Annotated in this window: 18 protein-coding genes and 1 pseudogene; 11 read left to right on the plus strand and 8 right to left on the minus strand. The window is 65.9% G+C overall.

Annotated features, from left to right (window positions below):
* Position 1 precedes the first annotated feature (1 nt).
* Together ccmA and EAO27_RS04075 are read right to left on the minus strand one after the other, a co-directional pair.
* Entirely contained in the window at positions 2 to 586 is a 585-nt protein-coding gene (gene ccmA, locus EAO27_RS04070; RefSeq protein WP_242777362.1) for a heme ABC exporter ATP-binding protein CcmA, read from the minus strand.
* A complete protein-coding gene (locus EAO27_RS04075) occupies positions 583 to 1,014 on the minus strand; it encodes a metallopeptidase family protein (protein ID WP_242777364.1) in 432 nt (143 codons plus the stop codon). The genes ccmA and EAO27_RS04075 overlap by 4 nt, the downstream gene beginning before the upstream one ends.
* A 53-nt stretch (positions 1,015 to 1,067) precedes the next feature.
* Between EAO27_RS04075 and EAO27_RS04080 the strand changes: the two genes are divergently transcribed.
* The 3 genes and pseudogenes from EAO27_RS04080 (at position 1,068) to EAO27_RS04090 (ending at position 3,472) form a co-directional block, all read left to right on the plus strand.
* Positions 1,068 to 1,355 carry a 4a-hydroxytetrahydrobiopterin dehydratase gene (locus tag EAO27_RS04080; protein ID WP_242777366.1) on the plus strand — a complete coding sequence of 96 codons (288 nt, stop codon included), beginning with the start codon at positions 1,068 to 1,070 and terminating at the stop codon, positions 1,353 to 1,355.
* 4 nt (positions 1,356 to 1,359) lie between these two features.
* A complete protein-coding gene (locus EAO27_RS04085) occupies positions 1,360 to 2,052 on the plus strand; it encodes a DUF1275 family protein (protein ID WP_242777368.1) in 693 nt (230 codons plus the stop codon).
* Positions 2,053 to 2,070: 18 nt separating this feature from the next.
* Positions 2,071 to 3,472: pseudogene (locus EAO27_RS04090) on the plus strand (amino acid permease).
* A gap of 4 nt (positions 3,473 to 3,476) precedes the next feature.
* On the opposite strand, the gene EAO27_RS04095 reads toward EAO27_RS04090, so the two are convergent.
* From EAO27_RS04095 to EAO27_RS04110, 4 genes are all read right to left on the minus strand, one after another.
* A complete protein-coding gene (locus EAO27_RS04095) occupies positions 3,477 to 3,785 on the minus strand; it encodes a zf-TFIIB domain-containing protein (protein WP_278190123.1) in 309 nt (102 codons plus the stop codon).
* Between the two features lie 89 nt (positions 3,786 to 3,874).
* On the minus strand, positions 3,875 to 4,195 hold the full coding sequence (locus tag EAO27_RS04100) for a DUF2218 domain-containing protein (protein ID WP_242777370.1): 321 nt from the start codon (positions 4,193 to 4,195) through the stop codon (positions 3,875 to 3,877).
* A gap of 11 nt (positions 4,196 to 4,206) precedes the next feature.
* Entirely contained in the window at positions 4,207 to 4,815 is a 609-nt protein-coding gene (locus tag EAO27_RS04105; RefSeq protein ID WP_242777372.1) for a PadR family transcriptional regulator, read from the minus strand.
* Between the two features lie 83 nt (positions 4,816 to 4,898).
* Positions 4,899 to 5,342, minus strand: a complete 444-nt coding sequence (locus tag EAO27_RS04110; protein ID WP_242777374.1) for an acetyltransferase — start codon at positions 5,340 to 5,342, stop codon at positions 4,899 to 4,901.
* Positions 5,343 to 5,717: 375 nt separating this feature from the next.
* Here EAO27_RS04110 and rplJ point away from each other — a divergent pair, with 375 nt between their 5' ends.
* Complete coding sequence (gene rplJ / locus EAO27_RS04115; protein ID WP_242777376.1) at positions 5,718 to 6,233, plus strand: 50S ribosomal protein L10; 516 nt, start codon at positions 5,718 to 5,720, stop codon at positions 6,231 to 6,233.
* Positions 6,234 to 6,289: 56 nt separating this feature from the next.
* Entirely contained in the window at positions 6,290 to 6,661 is a 372-nt protein-coding gene (gene rplL, locus EAO27_RS04120; RefSeq protein WP_242777378.1) for a 50S ribosomal protein L7/L12, read from the plus strand.
* A 103-nt stretch (positions 6,662 to 6,764) separates the two neighbouring features.
* Here the strand turns inward: rplL and EAO27_RS04125 are convergent, their stop codons facing one another.
* Complete coding sequence (locus EAO27_RS04125) at positions 6,765 to 7,799, minus strand: hypothetical protein (protein ID WP_242777380.1); 1,035 nt, start codon at positions 7,797 to 7,799, stop codon at positions 6,765 to 6,767.
* Positions 7,800 to 7,986: 187 nt separating this feature from the next.
* A complete protein-coding gene (locus EAO27_RS04130) occupies positions 7,987 to 9,429 on the minus strand; it encodes a carotenoid oxygenase family protein (protein WP_242777382.1) in 1,443 nt (480 codons plus the stop codon).
* Between the two features lie 112 nt (positions 9,430 to 9,541).
* Here EAO27_RS04130 and EAO27_RS04135 point away from each other — a divergent pair, with 112 nt between their 5' ends.
* The 6 genes from EAO27_RS04135 (at position 9,542) to rpoC (ending at position 23,073) form a co-directional block, all read left to right on the plus strand.
* Entirely contained in the window at positions 9,542 to 10,129 is a 588-nt protein-coding gene (locus EAO27_RS04135; RefSeq protein WP_242777384.1) for a TetR/AcrR family transcriptional regulator, read from the plus strand.
* 79 nt (positions 10,130 to 10,208) lie between these two features.
* Positions 10,209 to 11,993 (plus strand): sensor domain-containing diguanylate cyclase, encoded by a 1,785-nt coding sequence (locus EAO27_RS04140; protein WP_242777386.1) that lies wholly within the window; start codon positions 10,209 to 10,211, stop codon positions 11,991 to 11,993.
* 272 nt (positions 11,994 to 12,265) lie between these two features.
* Positions 12,266 to 13,612, plus strand: coding sequence for a solute carrier family 23 protein (locus EAO27_RS04145; RefSeq protein WP_242777388.1), 1,347 nt, complete (start codon positions 12,266 to 12,268; stop codon positions 13,610 to 13,612).
* 33 nt (positions 13,613 to 13,645) lie between these two features.
* Positions 13,646 to 14,317 (plus strand): hypothetical protein, encoded by a 672-nt coding sequence (locus EAO27_RS04150; RefSeq protein WP_242777390.1) that lies wholly within the window; start codon positions 13,646 to 13,648, stop codon positions 14,315 to 14,317.
* 239 nt (positions 14,318 to 14,556) lie between these two features.
* The gene (gene rpoB, locus EAO27_RS04155) at positions 14,557 to 18,735 is read left to right on the plus strand and encodes a DNA-directed RNA polymerase subunit beta (RefSeq protein ID WP_242777392.1); all 4,179 of its coding nucleotides are present in this window, start codon (positions 14,557 to 14,559) and stop codon (positions 18,733 to 18,735) included.
* A 54-nt stretch (positions 18,736 to 18,789) separates the two neighbouring features.
* Positions 18,790 to 23,073, plus strand: coding sequence for a DNA-directed RNA polymerase subunit beta' (gene rpoC, locus EAO27_RS04160; RefSeq protein ID WP_242777394.1), 4,284 nt, complete (start codon positions 18,790 to 18,792; stop codon positions 23,071 to 23,073).
* The last annotated feature ends 3 nt before the right edge of the window (positions 23,074 to 23,076 follow it).

Below are 23,076 nucleotides of genomic sequence, written 5' to 3' on the forward strand. Positions count from 1 at the left end.
GTCACGCCAGCGCGCCCATGTCGAGTTCGGCCAGGTCGGGCACGCCGAGCGCGAAATGCGACGCCAGCAGCACCGCGCCGCCGTTCGCGCGGTGCGCCGCAACGGCGGCGACCAGCCGCGCCTGCGCCGCATCGTCCATCCCGTTGGCGGGTTCGTCGAGCAGCCAGACCGGCGCGCCGCTTGCGATCACCCGCACCATCGCCGCGCGCTTGCGCTGGCCGGTGGACAGCATCGCCACGGGGACTTCGGACAGCGGTTCCAGCGCCATCGTAGCCATCGCGCGATCGACCGTATGGCCGTCGACGGTATCGACCCGGGCCCAGAAATCGAGCGCGCGGCGCAGCGGCAGTTCGGTGTCGAGCGCCGCGGCCTCGTCGATCAGCGCGATGCGTCCGAAGCGTTCGACGCGGCCCGCCGCGGCGCGGAGCAGCCCCGCCGCGATCCGGATCAGGCTCGATTTCCCGGTGCCGTTGGGACCGCGCAGCCACAGCGCGTCGCCGGGAGCCAGCGCCAGCGACAGGCCTTCGAACAACAGGCGGTCGCCGCGGATGCAGGCGATGTCGGTCAGCCGCAGCAGCGCGCTCACGCCATATCTTCCAGCGCGTGCATGTCGTCGTCGGAAAAGCCGAAATGATGGCCGATCTCGTGGATCAGCACGTGGCGAACCAGCCAGTCGAGTTTCTCGCCACCCTCGATCCACTCGACCAATATCGGGATGCGATAGAGGGTCACGCGGTCGGGCATGCCGCCGCTCGCATCGATGCTGCGTTCGGTCAGCGGGCGGCCTTCGTAAAGCCCGGTGAGGTCGTAGGGATGTTCGATGTCGAGCGATTTGAGGGTTTCGTCGTCGGCGAACTCCTCGATCGCGATCACGACGCCCTTCAGGTGCGGCTTGAACACGGCGGGCATCGTTTCGAAGGCCGCCTCGGCCATTGCGAACAGAGCATCGGCGTCGGGGGCGTGGCCGAGTGCGGCGGCGGGAAGGCCAGGGGGATTGCTGCTCTTGTCGCTCATCGCGCCCTTCCTTATGGGGAGCATCGCGCCATTACCAGCGGGGAGACGAAGCGGTGGTCCAGAAACTCGACGATGCGGCACGCGCCGGGCTGCTCGCGCGCTTTCCCGAATGGACGCACGAACCGGTGCGCGACGCGATCACCCGCCGTTTCCAGTTCGACGATTTTGCCCAGGCTTTCGGATTCATGACCAGCGTCGCGATCCTCGCCGAGAAAATGGATCACCATCCCGAATGGTCGAACGTCTACAACCGCGTCGACATCCTGCTGACGACGCACGACGCCGACGGCCTTTCGGAGCGCGACGCGAAGCTTGCCGGCGCGATCGAGGCGCTGCTCTGACGCGATGATCCGCTTCGATCGGACCCATCAGCATCTGGCGGTCGGCATCGCGGTCCTTGCCGGCTTCGTCGATGCCATGGGCTTCGTCGAATCGGCGGCGGGCTTTTTCGTTTCGTTCATGACGGGCAATTCGACGCGGCTCGCGGTCGGGCTCGCCGAATGGAGCGACGCGGCCATGATCGCGGGCGGCATCATCCTGCTGTTCGTCGCGGGCGTCGTTGCGGGGTCGCTGGCGGCGGCGCGGTGGACGCAGCGCCGGACGGCGGTCATCCTGCTGTTCGTCGCGCTGCTGCTCGCGCTTGCCGCAGGACTGCGGCTCCTGTCGCCCGGCTGGCTTCCGGTCGCCTGCCTGGCCTTTGCGATGGGCGTCGCCAACGCCGCGCTCGAGGGGCAGGACGGCGCCGTCGTCGGCGTCACCTACATGACCGGCACGCTGGTCCAGATGGGGCACAAGATGGCCAATGCGCTGCGCGGCACCGGCGATGGACGCTGGCGCGCGCATCTGTGGCTCTGGGCGGGGCTGGTGACCGGCGCGGTCGCCGGTGCGCGGGCGGTGCTCTGGTCCGCGCCGTTCGCTTATGCCGCGGCGGTGCTGCTCGCCGCAGGGCTTTTCGCTACGGGCTTTTGCGGTTGCCCGCGCGGCCTGACCGTTGCGCTTGCCTTCTCCCCGATCCCGTTTCACAAGCAGCGCCCATAACAAGGGGAGCCCGATTTGATGACCGATAGCCTGCTGCGCCGCAAGACCATCGTTCCGGACCAGCAGCACGGGGGGCAGGCCCTGGCGCGCACGCTCGGCTGGCCGCATCTCGTCGCGCTCGGCGTCGGGGCGATCGTCGGCACGGGCATTTTGACGCTAATCGGCGTCGGCGCCGACAAGGCAGGCCCCGCGGTCATCCTGTCCTTTGCCATCGCCGGGCTGATCTGCGCGTGCGCCGCGCTGGCCTACGCCGAAATGGCGACGATGATCCCCGCCTCGGGCAGCGCCTACACCTACAGCTATGTGGTGATCGGCGAATTGATCGCGTGGGTGGTCGGGTGGAGCCTGATCCTCGAATATTCGCTGGTGGTGAGCGCGGTCGCGGTCGGCTGGTCGGGCTATGCCGCGCCGCTGCTGGAGGCGTGGGCCGGGGTGCCGATGGCGCTGATGCAGGGCCCCGAACTGGGCGGCGTCGTCAACCTGCCGGCGATCGCGATCATTGCCATCGTCGCGGGCATGCTGCTGTTCGGCACGCGCGAGAGTGCGACGGTCAACGCGGTGCTGGTGATCGTGAAAGTCGTGGCGCTCGCGGTTTTCGTTGCGGTTGCGCTGCCGGCCTTCGACGCCGCCAACCTCGAACCCTTCAGCCCCTATGGCTTCGCCAAGCATATGGGCCCCGACGGGGTCGAGCGCGGCGTGATGGCGGCGGCGGCGATCATCTTCTTTGCCTTCTATGGTTTCGACGCGATCGCGACCGCGGCGGAAGAAGCCAAGAACCCCGACCGCGATCTCAAGATCGGAATCGTCGGATCGATGCTGGCGTGCGTCGTCATCTATATCGCGGTCGCGGTCGCGGCGGTCGGTGCGATCGCCTACAGCCGCTTCGCCAACAGCCCCCGAACCGCTCGCGCTGATCCTGCGCGAACTCGGCCAGCCGCTTGCTGCGCACTATCTCGCCATCTCGGCGATCATCGCGCTGCCGACCGTGATCCTCGCCTTTTTCTATGGCCAGAGCCGCATCTTCTTCACGATGGCGCGCGACGGCCTGCTGCCGACCGCGCTCGCGCGGCTGTCGTCGCGCGGCACGCCGGTGCGCATCACGATCTTCACCGCGCTCGTCGTGGCCGTTCTCGCGGGCTTCATCCCGCTCGGCGAACTTGCGGCGCTTGCCAATGCGGGAACGCTCGCGGCCTTCACCGCGGTGTCGATCTGCATGTTGATCATGCGCCGCCGTGCGCCCGATGCGCCGCGCACCTTCCGCGCGCCGCTGCCCTGGCTGGTCGGCGGCGTCGCGGTGCTCGGCTGCATCTATCTTTTCTTCAGCCTGCCGGCGCAGACGCAGCTCTGGTTCGGCATCTGGAACCTTGGCGGGCTGGCGCTCTACTTCCTCTACTCGCGCCAGCGCGCCATCGTCGGTTGAGGCCCTAGTCGAACAGGTCGCTCAGGAAGCTCTTGTATTTCTTCTTGTGCGGCTTGCCGTAATGGCGGTCGTCATAGCCGTGTTCGCGATAGCCCTGTTCGCGATACTGCGGCTGGGGCGGCGGGGGCGCCGCCTGCTGGCGCGGTGCGGGGGCATTGGCGGCCTCGCTGCGCTCGATAATCTTGTCGAGTTCGCCGCGGTCGAGCCAGACGCCGCGGCATTGCGGGCAATAGTCGATCTCGATCCCCTGGCGTTCCGACATGGTCAGGGTCACGCGGCAGGTCGGGCAGAGAAGCCCTTGGGCATCGGTCACGGAAATTCCTTTCTCGGATCATACGAAAGGCGGCCAACAGCGGCCGCCTTTCGCTTCTAACGCCCTTTTGACGATTTGCGTTCCTGAAATCAGCCTGGCTGCCAGTCGAACGCCAGCGGCGCCTCGCGAAAGGCAAAGCGGTCGAGGTGGCGCGCGACGGCATCCTTCAGCGCGTCGAGCTGCCCCGCCGCGCTTGCGTCGATCCGCACGTCCAGCGCCTCCGCCCCCGCATCGAAGGTCACCAGCGCGTCGTCCGGCCAGTCGGCACCGCGCGCATCCTTCGGAAAGGCGACGGTGCCGTGGTCGGCGGTGAAGTCGACCGCCAGATTATGCTGCCAGTGCTTGCACAGCTGCTGCAGATATCTTCTCGCCTGCGTGGTGGGCACGCGTGCGGTTGCCGAAAGGCTCATGGCGTCGTTCCTTACAGTCGTTCGATCTTCTGTGCCGCGTCATCGATCAGCGCGACGACGTCGTGCAACGCCTCCTGGTCGATGTCGCCGCCGCCGAGCTTGTCGAGCAGCACCTGGCGCAGATTGCCCATCGCGCGCCGCACCGACGCCGTGTCGGTGCGCTGGCGTTCGTCGCCGATCGCGGCAAGCCGGGCGACGAGCGCTTCGACCGCGTCGCGGTTCGCGTCGAGTTCGGCCACGCCCTCCGGGGTGATCGCGAACAATTTCTTCGCCCCCTCGCTTTGCTGCGCCGCGATCTGCCCCATGTCGTCGAGCAGGGTGAGGGTGGGGTAGATGACTCCCGGGCTCGGCGCATAGGCGCCGCCGGTCAGTTCCTCGATCCTGCGGATCAGGTCGTAACCGTGGCGTGGTTCGTCGGCGATCAGCTTCAGCAGCACGAGCCGCAATTCGCCGCCATCGAACATCCGTCGTCGCGGGCCGCCGCGGCCATGTCCGCCATCGCGGTGGCGCCCGCCGAAGCCGCGCCCGAAACCTTCGCCAAAGCCGCGGCCGTCGCGGTGCATGCCGTGCCGCTTGCCGCAATCGCGGCCGCTCCTGTGTCCGTAAAAATGCATGATCATATCCTTAGAGTGATTCGTGATAGCTCTAAGATATATCTTATAACATGAGGCGCAAGTCCCGGAGCGACAATTTTTCAGGACGTTCAGCCGGGCGGAGCGAAGCGCAGGTGGATCAGGGGATAGGGGCGGCCCTGCCCGTCGCGTTCCGACCGTCCCGTCGCGACGAAGCCAAGACGCTGATAGAAGCCCACGGCTTGGGCGTTTTGTTCGTTCACGTCGGTGGTGATCACAGGGTGCAGGCCGAGCGCGTGGTCGACGAGCGCGCGGCCGACCCCCGCGCCGCGATGGGCGGGGTCGATGAACAGCGCCTCCATGCTGGCTCCGTCGAGCAGCATGAAGCCGACGGGACGGTCGCGGGTGTCGACGGCAAGCCAGAGCGGTGCGAAGGGCAGGAAACCCTTGACCTCTTCCTCGATCGCCGCGCGGTCGGCGCGCGTCAGAAAGTCATGGGTCGCGTCGACCGCGTCGCGCCAGATATCGAGAACGTGCGCGCCGTCGGCGGGAGCGGAGGGGCGGATCGTGATCATTGTTCGGTTCATAGGAGGTCGGGGATCGTCCGCAAGCCGCGATGCGGTGCCGGGTTCGCCTTGACTCTGCCGCCGATCCCGCTAAGAGCGCCCCCGTGTTGCCACGGGTCCGGTTCCATCCGGGATCGCGGCAATTCCGTCCGAGACAGTTGGTGAAGGGACTATGCCCTTCTTAATTTCCAGCCGAGACGGGGAACAGTCTTTTTCGGTCGCCCGCCTGCTCGTCAGGCGTCCGCGGCTTGACCGACCCCATCGGACATCGTTGCGCAAGTTTCAGGCGGGATTCGTCCCGCGTGCGCTTGCGTCTGTTAGCCGCCCGGCGGCGCGTGTTCCCTCCGGGTGCGCGCGGTTCCGGGCACAGAGTGGAGAACAGGCATGGATCGTGCTGAAAAGGCCGAAGCCGTATCCTCGCTGAACGCTACGCTGTCGAATGCTGCCTCGGTTGTGGTCGTCCGCAACCTGGGTCTGACCGTCGCCCAGTCGACGGTGCTTCGCCAGCAGATGCGCGACGCGGGTGCGAGCTTCAAGGTCGCGAAGAACCGCCTTGCCAAAATCGCGCTCGAGGGCACGTCCTACACCGGACTCGGCGATCTGCTGACCGGGCCGACGGCCATCGCTTCGTCCACCGATCCGGTGGCGGCGGCGAAGGTCGCGGTGGAATTCGCCAAGACGAACGACAAGCTCGAAATCGTCGGCGGCGGCATGGGCGATACGCTTCTCGACGTCGATGGCGTCAAGGCCCTCGCTTCGCTTCCCTCGCTCGACGAGCTGCGCGCCAAGATCGTTGGTCTGGTGCAGGCTCCGGCCACCAAGCTGGCGCAGATTGCGGCAGCTCCGGCGGGCCAGCTGGCGCGGGTCTTTGGCGCTTACGCGGCCAAGGATGCGGCATAAACTACCGATTGAACGAAACTTATGCCGGGGTTGCCCGGTTCTGATGGAGAAATAACATGGCTGATCTTGCCAAGATCGTTGAAGACCTGTCGGCGCTGACCGTTCTGGAAGCTGCCGAGCTTTCGAAGATGCTCGAAGAAAAGTGGGGCGTTTCGGCCGCTGCTGCCGTTGCTGCCGCTCCGGCCGCTGCCGCCGCTGGCCCGGCTGCTGAAGAGCAGACCGAATTCGACGTCATCCTGACCGGTGACGGCGGCCAGAAGATCAACGTCATCAAGGAAGTCCGCGCGATCACCGGCCTGGGTCTTGGCGAAGCCAAGGCGCTCGTCGAAGGCGCGCCGAAGGCCGTCAAGGAAGGCGTTGCCAAGGCCGAAGCCGAAGAGCTGAAGAAGAAGCTCGAAGCGGCCGGTGCCACCGTCGAACTGAAGTAATTCGGTTCGCCGGTTCCGGCCCGTTCGCGGGCCGGGCCTGGTGAGAAAAGAAAAGGGGCGGTGCCGTCAGGCGCCGCCCCTTTTTCGTTGGTGGTCCGGCCGCTCAGTCGCGGGCGAAGCCCGGACGACGGAAGCTGTGCGAGAGACCGCGCGTGACGGGTTCGGGGCGGCGCACCAGCTGCTCGGCGGGAACAGGGGCAGGACGCTGCGCAATTTCCCAGGCGCTGACCGGCTGGCGGTTGGCCGGCTGTTCGCCCGCGAGGGCCGCGTCATAGGCAAGCTGCTCCTTGCGATCGAGGAAGCGTGCGCGCTTGAGCCGCTTGGCGAGCGTGGCAAACGGATTGTCGGCGGTCGGTCCGACGAGTGCCATCGCCTCGTGACGCCCCATGCTGCCGCTCGGCGCGGCGGCAAAGGCGGGCGTGGTGCGGCGCACCGGCTCTTCGGCGGCACGCGGCGCGGGAATCGGTTCGGGATTTGCCAAGGGATCGGCGGTGCGGGCTGCGGTCGGCGCCGCGGGGACCCATTCGCTGTTTTCGGCGGTTTCGCCGAACTCCCAGGCATCGGCGTCGCGCAAGGTACGACGGCGCCGTGCGAAGACGAGACCGGCACCGCCGATCAGCAGCAACGCGGCGGCGCCGCCGGCGACCTCCCAGGGGACAGCGCTGCCGTTTGCGACATGCTCGGCGGGTGCTGCTGCAGGGACGGGGTCAACCACCGGCGCAACCGGTGCAATCGCCGGCTCGGTGAGCTCGGGTATCGCGGCGTCGCGGGGCAGGGCTGCGGCTGCGGCGGGCAGGGTGGCCGCCGATGTCGCGCGTTCGGCGGGAGCGGCGCGCGCGGCGGTCCTGGCCGGCGCGCGCGGGGCCGCCTTGGTCTCGGCCCGGGGCGCCGCGGCGGCGGCCGCGGGTTCGGGGGCGGCGGGCTCGGGCGCAATGTCGAGCGGGACGCGCAGCACGGGCGCCGGAGCGGGAGCGCTTGCCGATGGCGCGGCCGTCGGGGCAACCGGCGGGACCATCACGGTCGGCGGTGCGGGCTGCGCCGCCGGGACTTCCTGCGCGAAGGCGCTCGGAGTGGACAGGACCAGGAACGCGGCAATCGCGCTCGCGGCGGGGCGGGAGAGGGGCGTCGTTTTCGTCATAGTGACCGAAGAACGAATGCCGCGCGAAAAGCGCTGCCGAAACACGCCTGTTTCCGCGATGAATCGTGGCGACCGGACGACGCGGCGAAGATTCTCCGTCGTTTTGCCGCTGAATCCGGTCGGGAAAACGATCAGGTGCCTTTGCTGGAGGGTGCCGTCAGCAGCGGTCGAGGGCGGCGCGCTGCGGTCAGTCGGCCACCCAATTGCCGTGAAAGCCGGGCGGCACCCGGTGCGGCAGGTGTACGACGGCTTGCGGTGCCCCGGTAAAATCGTCGGCGTTGAGGATGACGAGGTCGGTGGTCTCGTCGTTCATGTCGACCACGAGGCCGATGAGCCAGCCATCGTCTTCGGCCCCCTGCACGCTGCGCGGCACGAAGACGAATTCGCCGGGATGGCGGCCCGGGCCGAAATCGCGTTCGGCCGTGGTGCCGCTTTCGAGGTCGTGGCGGAACAGGCGGGTATCGGCGAGCTGCCATTCGGCGCGTTCGCCGTCGGGGATCGCGACGCAATAGGCGTAGCGATAGGGCCGTGTCGTCAGCCGCTCGTCATAGCGCGGGAATTCCTGCGCATGGTCGTGGATGACGGTGCGCGTCGTGGTGCCCGCGGCGGGATCGATCGTCCAGCGCTCCATGCGGGACTTTTCGCTGTCGGGGCCGCGTTTCGAGGTGGCGAACATCGTCTCGTGCGCGACGACATCGACGATCACCTTGCCGTCGGCACTCTCATGGGCGTTGGCGGGGTGAAAGACATAGCAGGGTTCGACCGGCACCCAGACGATGTTGTCACCGTTAGCATGGCGCGGCAGCAAGCCGACGCGCGCGGGGTGCGCGTCGTTCCACGCATAGGGGAAGCGATAGCCCGCAAGCAGCATCTTCATCGAGAAGGTCACGGGCAGGTCGAACACCAGCACGTAATTTTCGGTGATCGCGCAGTCGTGGATCGACGGGCCGTCGCTGACCGCGACCGCTTCCTCGCGCACGACATGGGCGTCCTTGTCGAGGACGACGTGCCAGACCTTGTTCGGCTCGTCGCCGCGATAGGTGATCGCGTGGGTTTCGCCGGTGAAGGGGTCGTGGTGCGGGTGCGCGGTGTAGGGGCCCGCGAGGGTGCCGTCGAAGGGGTTGTGCGCGATCGTGCCCAGCTCATAGTCGAGTTCGACCGGCTTGCCGCCCGCTTCGACGATTGCGAAGGTGCGGCCGGCGAGCCCGACGACGTTGGTGTTGGGGGCATCGTTGCGATCCTCGCGCGGGCCCGGAGGCAGTTCTTCGCCCAGATGCGCGCACGCCTCGGTGCCGCGCACCCAGCGGTTGCGATACCAGTCGGCCCTGCCGCCCTCGATGCGGATGCCGTGCACCATGCCGGCGCCGGTGAACCAGTGATAGCTCGCGGGATCGGGCGCGATCGCGGGATTGGGGCCGTTGCGCAGGTAGCGGCCGGTGAGGCCGGCGGGGATCTCGCCGTCGACGCGCAGCGCCTCGAGCGTGAACTCCTCGGTCATCGGGGTGTGGATGCCGGTGAGGAAGGGGTGCGCGTCGGTGGGGCGGGGGAGGCGCTTGCGGTTGAAATCGGCGACCTTGCCGATGCCCTTGGTGACGGCGCTGCGGATGATCGTTTCGACGTGGCTGGCCATGGTCATGCTCCCGGTGGAAGTTGGCGAAGGTGCCGCGCACCGTGGGGTTGCGCGGCCGACTCGAAATGTTTACGTCGTTATCATTGTGGCGATCGAAGGTAACAGTGTCAACATGAAAAGCGGGACGGATGCGAAGGCGGCGGGCAAGGGCGGCGCCTATCACCACGGCGACCTGCGCGCGGCGGTGATCGCGGCGGGGCTGGAGCGGCTTGCGGCGGGCGAGGACGATCTGGGGCTGCGCGCGCTGGCGCGCGACGTGGGGGTGAGCGCGACCGCGCTCTATCGCCACTTCCCCGACAAGGAAGCGCTGCTCGATGCGCTTGCCGACGAAGGGTTGCGGCGGCTCGGCGCCCTGCAGGCGCAGGCCTGGCTCAAGGCCGGGGGCGGCTCGGCGGGGTTCAGGGCGACGGGGATCGCCTATGTCCGCTTCGCGCACGACGAGCCCGCGCTGTTCCGGCTGAGCTTCACGCGGCGGATGCCCGATCGCAAGGAAGAGGGCGACGGCGGCGAGGTCGCCTATAACCTGCTCCGCGCCGGGGTGGGCGAGGCGCTGCCCGGGGTGACCAATCCCGACGTGGCCGCGCTCCACGCCTGGTCGTTGGTCCACGGCCTCGCGATGCTGATCCTCGATCGCCGCATCGACTGGGACGAGGCGATGGTCGCCGATGTCGTCGGTCTGACTTTCGGCGGGGTCGCCTGAGCCTTCGCTTTGTCGCAAATCGGCGCTATCTGCCAATTATGTTAGCGCTTTCTTTGCCATTGTCGGCCAGCGTGCCGGCATGACGCGGTCGCAGTCCCCCCGGGTCGAGGCGCTCTTATGGGCATTGCTGGTGGCGCTTGGCTATTTTCTGCTCGCCAGCCTGTCGCTCAACGCGACGAAGGGCGCCGACAATGTCGCCGCGGTCTGGGCGCCGAGCGGCTATTTCCTCGCGCTGCTGCTCCTGATGGCGCCGCGCGCGCGCGCGGCGGCCTTTGGCGGGATGATCCTCGCCAGCGGCGCCGCCAACCTGCTCAGCGGCGCACCGTTGCTGCCGTCGGTGGCCCTGACCACGGCCAACACGGTCGAAGGCGCGGTCGCGCTGTGGCTGATCAACGCCCGCGAAAAGGGCGTCCTGTCGTTCATGGTGCCGCGTTCGGTGGTCAACTTCTGCGTCGGCACGATCACCGCAAGCTTCGTCAGCGCCAGCCTGGCGACCGTGCTGACGGGTGGCAGCTTCGATTTTTTCCGGTCGTGGCTGACGACCGTCGCGCTGGGCATGCTGATCGTCGCGCCGCCGATCGTGATGCTGGCGCGGCTCGCCGCCTCGGGCCTGCTGCGCCAGACCGGCCGCGCGACGATCGCCGAGGCGGTGGTGATGCTGACGGGCGGTGCGGCGATCACCGTCGCCTGTTTCTCGCAGGCCGAATTCCCGGTGACGTTCCTTCCCTGCGTCGCGGTCGTTATCGCCGCCTACCGCCTCGGCCCGTTCGGCGCCGCGGCGGGCGTGCTGATCGTCACCATCATCACCTCGTGGATGACGGGCCGCGGGATGGGGCCGATCGCGGGCATGGATGCGCGGCCCGAGGTGATCGTCCTCTTCCTGCAATTCTACCTGCTGACGCTGCTCGCAACGGCCTTGCCGCTCGCGGCGCTGCTCGTCGGGCGCCAGCGGCTCGCCAAGCGGCTCGAACAGAGCAACCGCTGGCTGCTCCAGGCCGAGGCGGCGGCGCTCGTCGGCCACTGGCGCGTCGACCTGGTGCGCGGGACGATCCAGTGGTCGGACCAGGCCTATCGCATCCACGGCATCGAACCCGGCACGCCGATGACGATCGAGAGCAGCCTCGACCTCTACGTGCCCGAAGACGCGACGCGGATGCGCGCGATGCTGATGCAGGCGGTGGGCAGCGGCGGCGCGTTCGAATATCAGGGCCAGATCATCCGCCCCGACGACGAGGTACGCGACATTTCCTCGCACGGATCGGTCGAGTTCGGGCGCGGGGGCAAGCCCGTAGGCATTTTCGGCACGATTCAGGACGTCACCCAGAGCGTCGAGAATGCGCGCATGCTGGAAGCCGCGCGCAACGATGCCGAAGCGGCGGCGAACACCGATGCGCTGACCGGCTTGCCGAACCGGCGCTACACGCTGGCGGTGCTGGCCGACGCGATGGAGCGTGCGGCGCGTACCGGGGCGCCGCTCGCGGTCGGGATCTTCGACATCGACCATTTCAAGCGCGTCAACGACGTGCACGGGCATGCGGTCGGCGATCTGGTGATCCGCCGCGTCGGGCGACGCGCCAAGGCGTCGCTGCGCGAGGAGGATGTGGTCGGGCGTTTCGGCGGCGAGGAGTTCGTGTGCATCTTTCAGGGGCCCAGCGCCCACGCCGCCGAACTGGTCGCCGAACGCGTCCGTGCGGCGATCGCGGCTGACGACAGCGCTGCCGACGGGGCCCCGGGGGCGACGGTCAGTATCGGGCTGGCGGTCTATTCGGGCGAGGCCGGCGTCGAGGAATTGCTCGAGCGCGCCGACGAGGCGCTTTACGCCGCCAAGCGCGCGGGACGGAACCGGCTGCGCATGGCGGCGTGATTCGCGGTCGCGGTCGCGGCGCCGGTCCAAAAGCGCGGAAATGGAGCATCGTCGTGCGGCAAAGGCCGGGCGGGCCCCGATCGCGGACACTATTGGGTGGTCCGTGCTAACCATTTAATAGAAGGAATATTTTTCCATTTATTTTGGTAGATTCCTTGATTTGAATCCTTGTTCCGCAATGGATATTTATTGGTGAAACAGATGCTTGATGTGAAATGGAAATGACGTAATCTGACGTGGTAAATATTGACCAGATGCTCCGGGGGGAAGCAATGACTGATCACGTTACCGCCACCGAAAATCACGTCTATTTGCCCGAGGATGAAGTTCCGCTTCCTCTCGCGGCGACGCTGGGTATCCAGCATGTTCTGGCGATGTTCGGAGCCACCGTTCTGGCCCCCATATTGATGGGTTTCGATCCGAATACGGCGATCTTCCTGTCGGGTATTGCAACGATCGTCTTCATTCTGGTCACGCGGAAGCGCGTTCCAAGTTATCTGGGGTCCTCCTTTGCCTTCATCGCCGCGGTTGCCGTGGCGTCTGGCTATTCGGGCAACGGGCCCAATCCCAATCTTCCCGTCGCGCTGGGCGGCATCGTCGTTGCCGGCATCCTGTACGGCATCGTCGCGATCGTCGTGATGCTGGCGGGGTACCGGTTCATCGAGCGGCTGTTTCCCGATGTGGTGAGCGGAACGATCGTCGGCATCATCGGCATCAGCCTGGCGGGGGTCGCGATCAACCAGATCGGTGCGGATCCCTTTGGTGTCATGGCCGCGCTGCTGACGCTGGGCGTCGTCGTGGCGTGGAGCGTCTATGCGCCGGGCCGCTTTGCGCGCGGCGCGCGCTCGGGCAATCCGATGCTGCGGATCTTCGAGATCGTGCCGATCATCATCGGCGGATTGGCCGGCTACACCTTTTACGTGGTCGGCGCGAACATGTTCGGCCGCGCGGATCCCGTGGACATGGGGGCGATCGCCGCCGCGCCATGGTTTGGCCTGCCGACCTTCACCGCGCCGGTCTTCAATCTCCAGGCGTGCCTGACCGTCGCGCCGGTGGTGATCGTGCTCGTCGCCGAAAACCTGGAGCATGTGAAAGCGATCGGCGCGATGATCGATCGCGACCTGAACGATCAGGTCGGGCGGACCTTTCTGGGCGACGCGATCGGCACGACCTTTTCGGGCATGCTTGGCGGTCCGGGGCTGACGACCTATGCCGAAAATATGGCGGTGATGCGCCTGTCCAACAATTTCGCGTCGGTGACCTTCGTTGTTGCGGGCCTCTTCGCGATGGTCCTCGGCTTCTCGCCCAAGTTCGGCGCGGTGATCCAGTCGATCCCGATGCCCGTCATCGGCGGGTTGTCGCTGGCGATGTTCGGCCTGATCACGGCGGCGGCCGGGTCGATCTGGCAGCGCGGCATCCGGCAGGGGACGATCAACTTCCTCGAAACCCGCACCTTGCTGGTGGTCGGCATCGGGCTGGTCGTCGGGGCCGGGAACCTGACCTTCAAATTCTATGGAGCGGAGATCAGCGGTATCGTCAGCGCGACGCTGGTGACGGTCATCCTCTATCACCTCCTCCATATCGGCCGCCGTCCTGCCACGGCGCCGGCGGCGTCCTGACCCGCCCCCGGGGCATGCCATTGGGAGAGGGTTATGGCGGAAACGAACAATCGGCGCGCGACCGGCGCAGAGGGCAAGGATGCGGTCGTCATCCCGAAGCGGGTCGAGCAGGTCATCACCGTGCTGTCGGGGATTGTCGGCATATTCGGTCCGATCGTCACCTTTTTCTCGGGGGCGAGCACGCAGACCTTTCTGGTCATCGCGCTCGTCTCGTTCGTGCTGCTCGCGGTCACGGGAATCTTCTTTACCGGGCGCAACATCCTGCTGGCGCGCATCATCAACGTGCTGGCCGTGGTGGTGGTCACCGGTTCGGCGGCGATCTATTTCCTGCTCGGCGATTTTGCGACGGCCGAAGAGGTGCCGCGCCCGCCGCGGCTCGAGGTGAAGGCCTGGGTGGACCTGTCGGACATCGAGAAGCTGCCCGACGGTTCGGTGATGAAGATCCAGGGCGACGGCAAGAAGGGCGCGTTCGAGCAATATATCATGCCGGTCGAAGTCTATACGCCGAACGCGTCGGCTTCGACGCTGCTGCGCCGGATTCCCGGCTATTTCGCCGATTTCGAGCCCGGCGAAACCGTCACCGCCAGCGTTTGCGGGCTCGAGTTCGAACTGGCGACTTATCCCAAGACCGACGAGCGCTATACCGACCAGATGTCCTTTCTGATCCCGGTGCCCGAATCGAGCGCCAAGAATTGCGACAAGTGAGAACGCGCCGCGCCGCGTTCGGGGCGGGGCCGTTGACTCGGCGCCCCCCCAATCCTATATCGCCGTCACACCCCATCGTCCGAGATAGAGCCTGACTTTGCGCAGCGGGCTGTACGGATAGGGCGGCGGGGATTTCGACAGGCGTTGGAAAGCTGCGGTAAACCGGCAACGGTTGCCTGCGGCTTTTTTCGCGTCGACGCGCTCGCGAGCTGAATTTTTTGAAGGCGAGACAATCACTTATGGCGACCAAGGCGAAGTCGGTGGGCAAGGCCCTCGAGGCAACCGCAAGCAAGCGAATCCGCAAGCTGTTCGGCAACATCCACGAAGCGGTGGAAATGCCCAACCTCATCGAGGTGCAGCGCGAATCCTATGAGCAGTTCCTGCGCTCGGATCCGGCGACGGGTTATGTCTCGGGCCTCGAAAAGACGCTGCGCAGCGTTTTCCCGATCCGCGACTTTGCCGGCACCGCCGAGCTCGACTTCGTCCACTACGAACTCGAAGACCCCAAGTACGACGTCGAGGAATGCCGTCAGCGCGGCATCACCTATGCGGCGCCGATGAAAGTCACGCTGCGCCTGATCGTCTTTGAAGTCGACAGCGAAACCGACACCCGTTCGGTCCTCGATATCAAGGAGCAGGACGTCTACATGGGCGACATGCCGCTCATGACCGAGAACGGCACCTTCTTCGTCAACGGCACCGAGCGCGTCATCGTGTCGCAGATGCACCGTTCGCCGGGTGTGCTCTTCGACCATGACCGCGGCAAGACCCACTCGTCGGGCAAGTTCCTGTTCGCCGCGCGCGTGATCCCGTATCGCGGGTCGTGGCTCGACTTCGAATTCGACGCCAAGGACATCGTCAACGTCCGCATCGACCGCAAGCGCAAGCTGCCGGTCACCAGCCTGCTCTACGCGCTGGGCATGTCGGGCGAGGAAATCCTCAATGATTTCTACGACCGCCTCGTCTTCGAGCGCGCCGAAAATGGCTGGAAGGTGCCGTTCGTCGTCGAAAACTGGCGCGGGTCGAAGCCCGCGTTCGACGTCGTCGACGCCAAGACCGGCGAAGTCGTCTTCGCCGCCGGCCACAAGATCAGCCCGCGCCTCGCCAACAAGGCGGCGAAGGACGGTCTCGACACGCTGCTGATCCCGACCGAGGAAATCTTCGGCCGCTACAGCGCCTATGACCTGATCAACGAAGCGACCGGCGAGATCTACATCGAGGCCGGCGACGAAGTGAGCGCCGAAAATCTCGAGAAGATCGACGCTGCGGGCATCGACCAGCTCGTCCTGCTCGACATCGACCACAACAACACCGGTCCGTGGATCCGCAACACGCTGAAGGCCGACAAGGCCGAGGATCGCGACCAGGCGCTGAGCGACATCTACCGCGTCATGCGCCCCGGCGAACCGCCGACGCGTGAAACCGCCGAAGCCCTGTTCGGCGGCCTGTTCTTCGACGGCGAACGCTATGACCTGTCGGCCGTCGGCCGCGTCAAGCTCAACATGCGCCTTGGCCTCGACGCCGAGGACACGGTCACCACGCTGCGCAGCGAGGACATCCTCGCCGTCGTCAAGGAGCTGGTGAACCTCAAGGACGGCAAGGGCGAGATCGACGATATCGACAACCTCGGCAACCGCCGCGTGCGTTCGGTCGGCGAGCTGCTCGAAAACCAGTATCGCGTCGGCCTGCTCCGCATGGAGCGCGCGGTGAAGGAGCGCATGAGCTCGGTCGACGTGTCGACCGTGATGCCGAACGATCTGATCAACGCGAAGCCCGCGGTCGCCGCGGTGCGCGAATTCTTCGGTTCGTCGCAGCTTTCGCAGTTCATGGACCAGACCAACCCGCTGTCCGAAGTCACCCACAAGCGCCGCGTGTCGGCGCTCGGGCCGGGCGGTCTGACGCGCGAGCGCGCAGGCTTCGAAGTCCGCGACGTCCACCCGACGCACTATGGCCGCATCTGCCCGATCGAAACGCCCGAAGGCCCGAACATCGGTCTGATCAACAGCCTCGCGACCTTTGCGCGCGTCAACAAGTACGGCTTCATCGAGACGCCGTACCGCCGCATCATCGACGGCAAGGTGACCAACGAGGTCGTCTATCTGTCGGCGATGGAGGAATCGAAGCACACCGTCGCGCAGGCGAACGCCGACCTCAACCCCGACGGCAGCTTCATCGAGGAGCTGATCTCGGCGCGCGAAGCCGGCGAATTCCTGATGGCGCCGCGCGAGCAGATCACGCTGATGGACGTGTCGCCGAAGCAGCTGGTTTCGGTCGCCGCCTCGCTCATCCCCTTCCTCGAGAACGACGACGCCAACCGCGCGCTGATGGGATCGAACATGCAGCGCCAGGCGGTCCCGCTGCTGCGCGCCGAGGCGCCGGTGGTCGGCACCGGCATGGAAGGCACCGTGGCGCGCGATTCGGGCGCCGCGATCGCGGCGCGCCGCGGCGGCATCATCGACCAGGTCGATGCGACGCGTATCGTCATCCGTGCGACCGACATGATCGAACCCGGCAAGTCGGGCGTCGACATCTATCGCCTGCAGAAGTTCCAGCGTTCGAACCAGAACACCTGTATCAACCAGCGTCCGCTGGTGAAGGTGGGCGACGTCGTCCGCACCGGCGACATCATCGCCGACGGTCCGTCGACCGAGCTGGGCGAACTGGCGCTGGGCAAGAATGTGCTCGTCGCGTTCATGCCGTGGAACGGCTACAATTATGAGGACTCGATCCTCATCAGCGAACGCATCGTGAAGGACGACGTCTTCACCTCGATCCACATCGAGGAATTCGAAGTCACCGCGCGTGACACGCGCCTCGGGCCCGAAGACATCACTCGCGACATCCCGAACGTCGGCGAGGAAGCGCTCCGCAACCTCGACGAGGCGGGCATCGTCTACATCGGCGCCGAAGTCGGCCCGGGCGACATCCTGGCCGGCAAGATCACCCCCAAGGGTGAATCGCCGATGACGCCGGAAGAAAAGCTGCTGCGTGCGATCTTCGGCGAAAAGGCCAGCGACGTGCGCGACACCTCGCTCCGCCTGCCGCCGGGCGTGTCGGGCACCGTCGTCGAGGTCCGCGTCTTCAACCGTCACGGCATCGACAAGGACGAGCGTGCGATCGCGATCGAACGCGAGGAAATCGAGCGGCTGAAGCAGGACGCCGACGACGAGCGCGCGATCCTCAACCGCGCGACCTTCTCGAGCCTGAAGGACCTGCTGGTCGGTCAGGTCACGAGCGCGGTGCCCAAGGGCCTGAAGAAGGGCGACACCGTCACCGAAGAGATGCTGGTCGAACTCGACCGCGCCGACTGGTGGAAGCTCGCGGTCGTCGAGGACAATGCGCAGACCGCATTGGAAGCGATCAAGGCGCAGTATGACGACGCGATCAAGCGGATCAACGCGAAGTATGAAGATCGCGTCGAAAAGCTGCAGCGCGGCGACGAACTCGCCCCCGGCGTGCTCAAGATGGTCAAGGTCTTCGTCGCGGTGAAGCGCAAGCTGCAGCCGGGCGACAAGATGGCCGGCCGTCACGGCAACAAGGGCGTCATCAGCCGCATCCTGCCGAACGAGGACATGCCGTTCCTCGAAGACGGGACGCCGGTCGATATCGTGCTCAACCCGCTGGGCGTGCCGTCGCGCATGAACGTCGGGCAGATCCTCGAAACGCACCTCGGCTGGGCTTCGCGCGGCCTCGGGCGGCAGGTCACGCAGGCGCTGGAGGATTGGCGCGACGCCAACCCCGACGCGACCGGCGGCCAGATGCCCGAAGCGGTCAAGGAGTCGCTCGAGCACGTCTATGGCGCCGAATATCTGGACGATATCCGTGCGCGCGATGCCGACAGCATCGTCGAGCTGGCGTCGAACCTGAAGGTCGGCGTGCCGTTCGCGACCCCGGTGTTCGACGGCGCCAAGGAAGCCGACGTGTCGAACATGCTGACCCTCGCGGGGCTGCATGACTCGGGACAGTCGGACCTGTACGACGGCCGCACCGGCGACAAGTTCGATCGCAAGGTGACCGTGGGCTACATCTATATGCTGAAGCTCCACCACCTCGTCGACGACAAGATCCACGCGCGTTCGATCGGGCCGTACAGCCTCGTTACCCAGCAGCCGCTGGGCGGCAAGGCGCAGTTCGGCGGCCAGCGCTTCGGTGAAATGGAGGTCTGGGCGCTCCAGGCCTATGGCGCGGCGTACACGCTGCAGGAAATGCTGACGGTGAAGTCCGATGACGTGATCGGCCGCACCAAGGTCTACGAAGCGATCGTCAAGGGCGACGACACCTTCGAGGCGGGCATTCCCGAAAGCTTCAACGTGCTCGTCAAGGAAATGCGTTCGCTGGGCCTCAACGTCGAGCTTTCGTCCTACGCGGACGAAGATCCCGACGAAGGCCCGGACGCCCTTCCCGAAGCCGCCGAATAAGATCTTTTCCTCACCCCTCCCGCTTCGGCGGGAGGGGAAGATGGAGCCTGAAATATGAACCAGCTTACCAATTTCATGAACCCGGTCGCGAAGCCCGAAACCTTCGACATGATCAAGATCGGCATCGCGAGCCCCGAGCGCATCCGCTCGTGGTCGTTCGGCGAGATCAAGAAGCCCGAGACGATCAACTACCGCACGTTCAAGCCCGAGCGCGACGGCCTGTTCTGCGCACGCATCTTCGGTCCGATCAAGGATTATGAGTGCCTGTGCGGCAAGTACAAGCGCATGAAATACAAGGGCATCGTCTGCGAGAAGTGCGGTGTCGAAGTCACGGTGACCAAGGTCCGCCGCGAGCGCATGGGCCATATCGAGCTCGCCGCGCCGGTCGCGCACATCTGGTTCCTGAAGTCGCTGCCGTCGCGCATCGGCCTGCTGCTCGACATGCAGCTCAAGCAGCTCGAGCGCGTCCTCTATTTCGAAGCCTATATCGTTCTTGAGCCGGGCCTGACGCCGCTGGAGAAGTTCCAGCTGCTGACCGAAGACGAACTGCTCGACGCGCAGGACGAATATGGCGAAGACGCGTTCAGCGCCGGGATCGGCGCCGAGGCGATCCGCGTGCTGCTCGAAAATCTCGATCTGGAGCAGGAACGCGTCGACCTGATGGAAGATCTCGCGACCACCAAGTCGGAGCTCAAGCCCAAGAAGATCATCAAGCGCCTGAAGGTCGTCGAGAGCTTCATCGAATCGGGCAACCGCCCCGAGTGGATGATCCTCGAAGTCGTTCCGGTCATCCCGCCCGAACTGCGCCCGCTGGTGCCGCTCGACGGCGGCCGTTTCGCGACGTCGGATCTCAACGACCTGTACCGCCGCGTGATCAACCGTAACAACCGTCTGAAAAGGCTGATGGAACTGCGCGCGCCGGACATCATCGTCCGCAACGAAAAGCGCATGCTGCAGGAAGCCGTCGACGCCTTGTTCGACAACGGCCGCCGCGGTCGCACGATCACGGGTGCCAACAAGCGTCCGCTCAAGTCGCTCTCGGACATGCTCAAGGGCAAGCAGGGCCGCTTCCGTCAGAACCTGCTCGGCAAGCGCGTCGACTATTCGGGCCGTTCGGTCATCGTGACCGGTCCCGAACTCAAGCTGCACCAGTGCGGCCTGCCCAAGAAGATGGCGCTCGAGCTGTTCAAGCCCTTCATCTACGCGCGCCTCGACGCCAAGGGTCTGTCGATGACCCTCAAGCAGGCGAAGAAGTGGGTCGAAAAGGAACGCAAGGAAGTCTGGGACATCCTCGACGAAGTCATTCGCGAGCACCCGGTCCTCCTGAACCGCGCCCCGACGCTCCACCGCCTCGGCATCCAGGCGTTCGAGCCCGTGCTGATCGAGGGCAAGGCGATCCAGCTCCACCCGCTGGTCTGCGCCGCGTTCAACGCCGACTTCGACGGTGACCAGATGGCGGTCCACGTGCCGCTGTCGCTGGAAGCCCAGCTCGAAGCGCGCGTGCTGATGATGTCGACCAACAACATCCTGAGCCCCGCGAACGGCAAGCCGATCATCGTGCCTTCGCAGGACATGGTGCTGGGTCTCTATTATCTCTCGCTGGAGCGCGAAGGCGAGCCGGGCGAGGGCATGCTGCTCGCCGACATGGCCGAAGTGCACCAGGCGCTGTTCACCGGTTCGGTGACGCTGCACACCAAGGTGGTGAGCCGCGTCCCGCAGACCGACGAGCAGGGCAATGAATATCTGAAGCGCTTCGAGACCACCCCGGGCCGCATGCTGATCGGCGAATGTCTGCCGAAGTCGCACACGGTGCCCTTCGACGTCGTCAACCGCCTTCTGACCAAGAAGGAAATCGGCGACGTGATCGACCAGGTCTATCGCCACACCGGCCAGAAGGAGACCGTGCTGTTCGCCGACGCCATCATGGCGCTGGGCTTCCGCAACGCGTTCAAGGCGGGCATTTCCTTCGGCAAGGACGACATGATCATCCCGGCGTCGAAGGAAGGCATGGTCGACGAGACCCGCGCCCTCGTGAAGGACTTCGAGCAGCAGTATCAGGACGGTCTGATCACGCAGCAGGAAAAGTACAACAAGGCGATCGACGCCTGGTCGCAGTGCGGCGACAAGGTCGCGAACGCGATGATGGACGAAATCCGTGCGACGCCGAAGCTCGACGACGGCCGTCTGGCCCCGATCAACTCGATCTACATGATGGCGCATTCGGGTGCGCGTGGTTCGCAGGCGCAGATGAAGCAGCTTGCCGGCATGCGCGGCCTGATGGCCAAGCCGTCGGGCGAGATCATCGAAACGCCGATCATCTCGAACTTCAAGGAAGGCCTGACCGTTCTCGAGTATTTCAACTCGACCCACGGTGCACGCAAGGGCCTTGCCGATACGGCGCTCAAGACGGCGAACTCGGGTTACCTGACCCGCCGTCTGGTCGACGTGTCGCAGGACTGCGTCGTGATCGAGGAAGATTGCGGCACCACCCGCGGTATGGAAATGCGTGCGATCGTGCAGGGCGGTTCGACGATCGCCTCGCTCGGCGAACGTATCCTCGGCCGCACGACGCTCGAAGATGTCTCCGACAAGGACGGCAACATCATCGCGCCGGTCGGCACGCTGCTCGACGAAGCGACGACGCAGCGGATCGAGGATGCCGAGGTGCAGTCGGTCAAGATCCGTTCGCCGCTGGTCTGCGAAGCGACGCTGGGCGTGTGCGGCAAATGCTATGGCCGCGATCTGGCTCGCGGTACGCCGGTGAACATCGGTGAAGCGGTCGGCGTCATCGCCGCGCAGTCGATCGGTGAACCCGGCACGCAGCTGACCATGCGTACCTTCCACATCGGTGGCGCGGCGCAGGTCAACGAGCAGTCGAACGCCGAAGCGATTTCGGACGGTACGATCGAATATCGCGACATGGCGACGATCGTCGATCAGCGCGGCCGCCGTCTGGCGCTGTCGCGTTCGGGCGAGATCGCGATCATCGACAGCGAAGGCCGCGAGCGCGCGTCGCACAAGCTGCCCTATGGTGCGCAGATCATGCACAAGGACGGCGAGAAGGTGAAGAAGGGCGACCGGATTGCCGAATGGGATCCGTTCACCATGCCGCTGATCACCGAAAAGCAGGGCGTCGTGAAGTATCAGGATCTGGCCGACGGCAAGACGCTGATCGAACAGGTCGACGAAGCGACGGGCATCGCCCAGCGCGTCGTGATCGAATATCGCTCGGCGGGCCGGTCGAAGAAGGAAGACCTGCAGCCGCGCCTGACCCTGCTCGACGACCAGTCGGGCGAAGCTGCGCGCTACCTGCTCGCGGTCGGCACGATGCTGTCGGTCGAGGACGGCCAGGAAGTGCAGGCGGGCGACGTGCTGGCGCGTGTCAGCCGCGAAGCGTCGAAGACGCGCGACATCACCGGCGGTCTGCCGCGTGTTGCCGAGCTGTTCGAAGCGCGTATTCCGAAGGACAACAGCGTCATCGCGAAGATCAGCGGCCGCATTGAATTCGTCAAGGATTACAAGGCGAAGCGCAAGATCGCGATCGTTCCGGAAGAAGGCGATCCGATCGAGTATCTGATCCCCAAGTCGAAGGTCCTCGAAGTGCAGGAAGGCGACCAGGTCAAGCGCGGCGACGCGCTGATCAGCGGTTCGCCGAACCCGCACGACATCCTCGACGTCATGGGCGTCGAGGCGCTGGCCGAATATCTGGTCGCGGAGATCCAGGAAGTCTATCGACTCCAGGGCGTGAAGATCAACGACAAGCACATCGAGGTGATCGTTCGCCAGATGCTGCAGAAGGTCGAGATCACGGCGGGCGGCGACACCACGTTGCTGCCCGGCGAGCAGCTCGATTATCTGGAGATGATGGAGTATAACGCCAAGCTGCCGAAGAACGGCGTGCCCGCGGAAGGCCGTCCGGTCCTCCTCGGCATCACCAAGGCGTCGCTGCAGACCCGCAGCTTCGTTTCGGCGGCGTCCTTCCAGGAGACGACCCGCGTCCTCACCGAGGCTTCGGTGCAGGGCAAGATCGACTCGCTGCAGGGTCTCAAGGAAAACGTCATCGTCGGCCGCCTGATCCCGGCGGGTACCGGCGCGGCGATGAACCGCGTCCGCGTGACCGCTTCGTCGAAGGATGCCGCGCTTCGCGCCGCGATGCGCGCCGCGAACCAGGAGCATCTGATCGCGCCGCAGACCGCCGCCGAGGAACATGCCGCCGAACTGGCGCAGGGTCCCGAAGCCGCGATCGGCGACGATCCGCTCGGCAAGGTGCAGGGCGAGGACTTCACCACCGACGATGTCGCGGTGATGGATCGCCCGGAGGATGAAGGCGAGGCGTAAGCG

The sequence above is a fragment of the Sphingopyxis sp. YF1 genome, assembly GCF_022701295.1.
GTDB lineage: Bacteria > Pseudomonadota > Alphaproteobacteria > Sphingomonadales > Sphingomonadaceae > Sphingopyxis.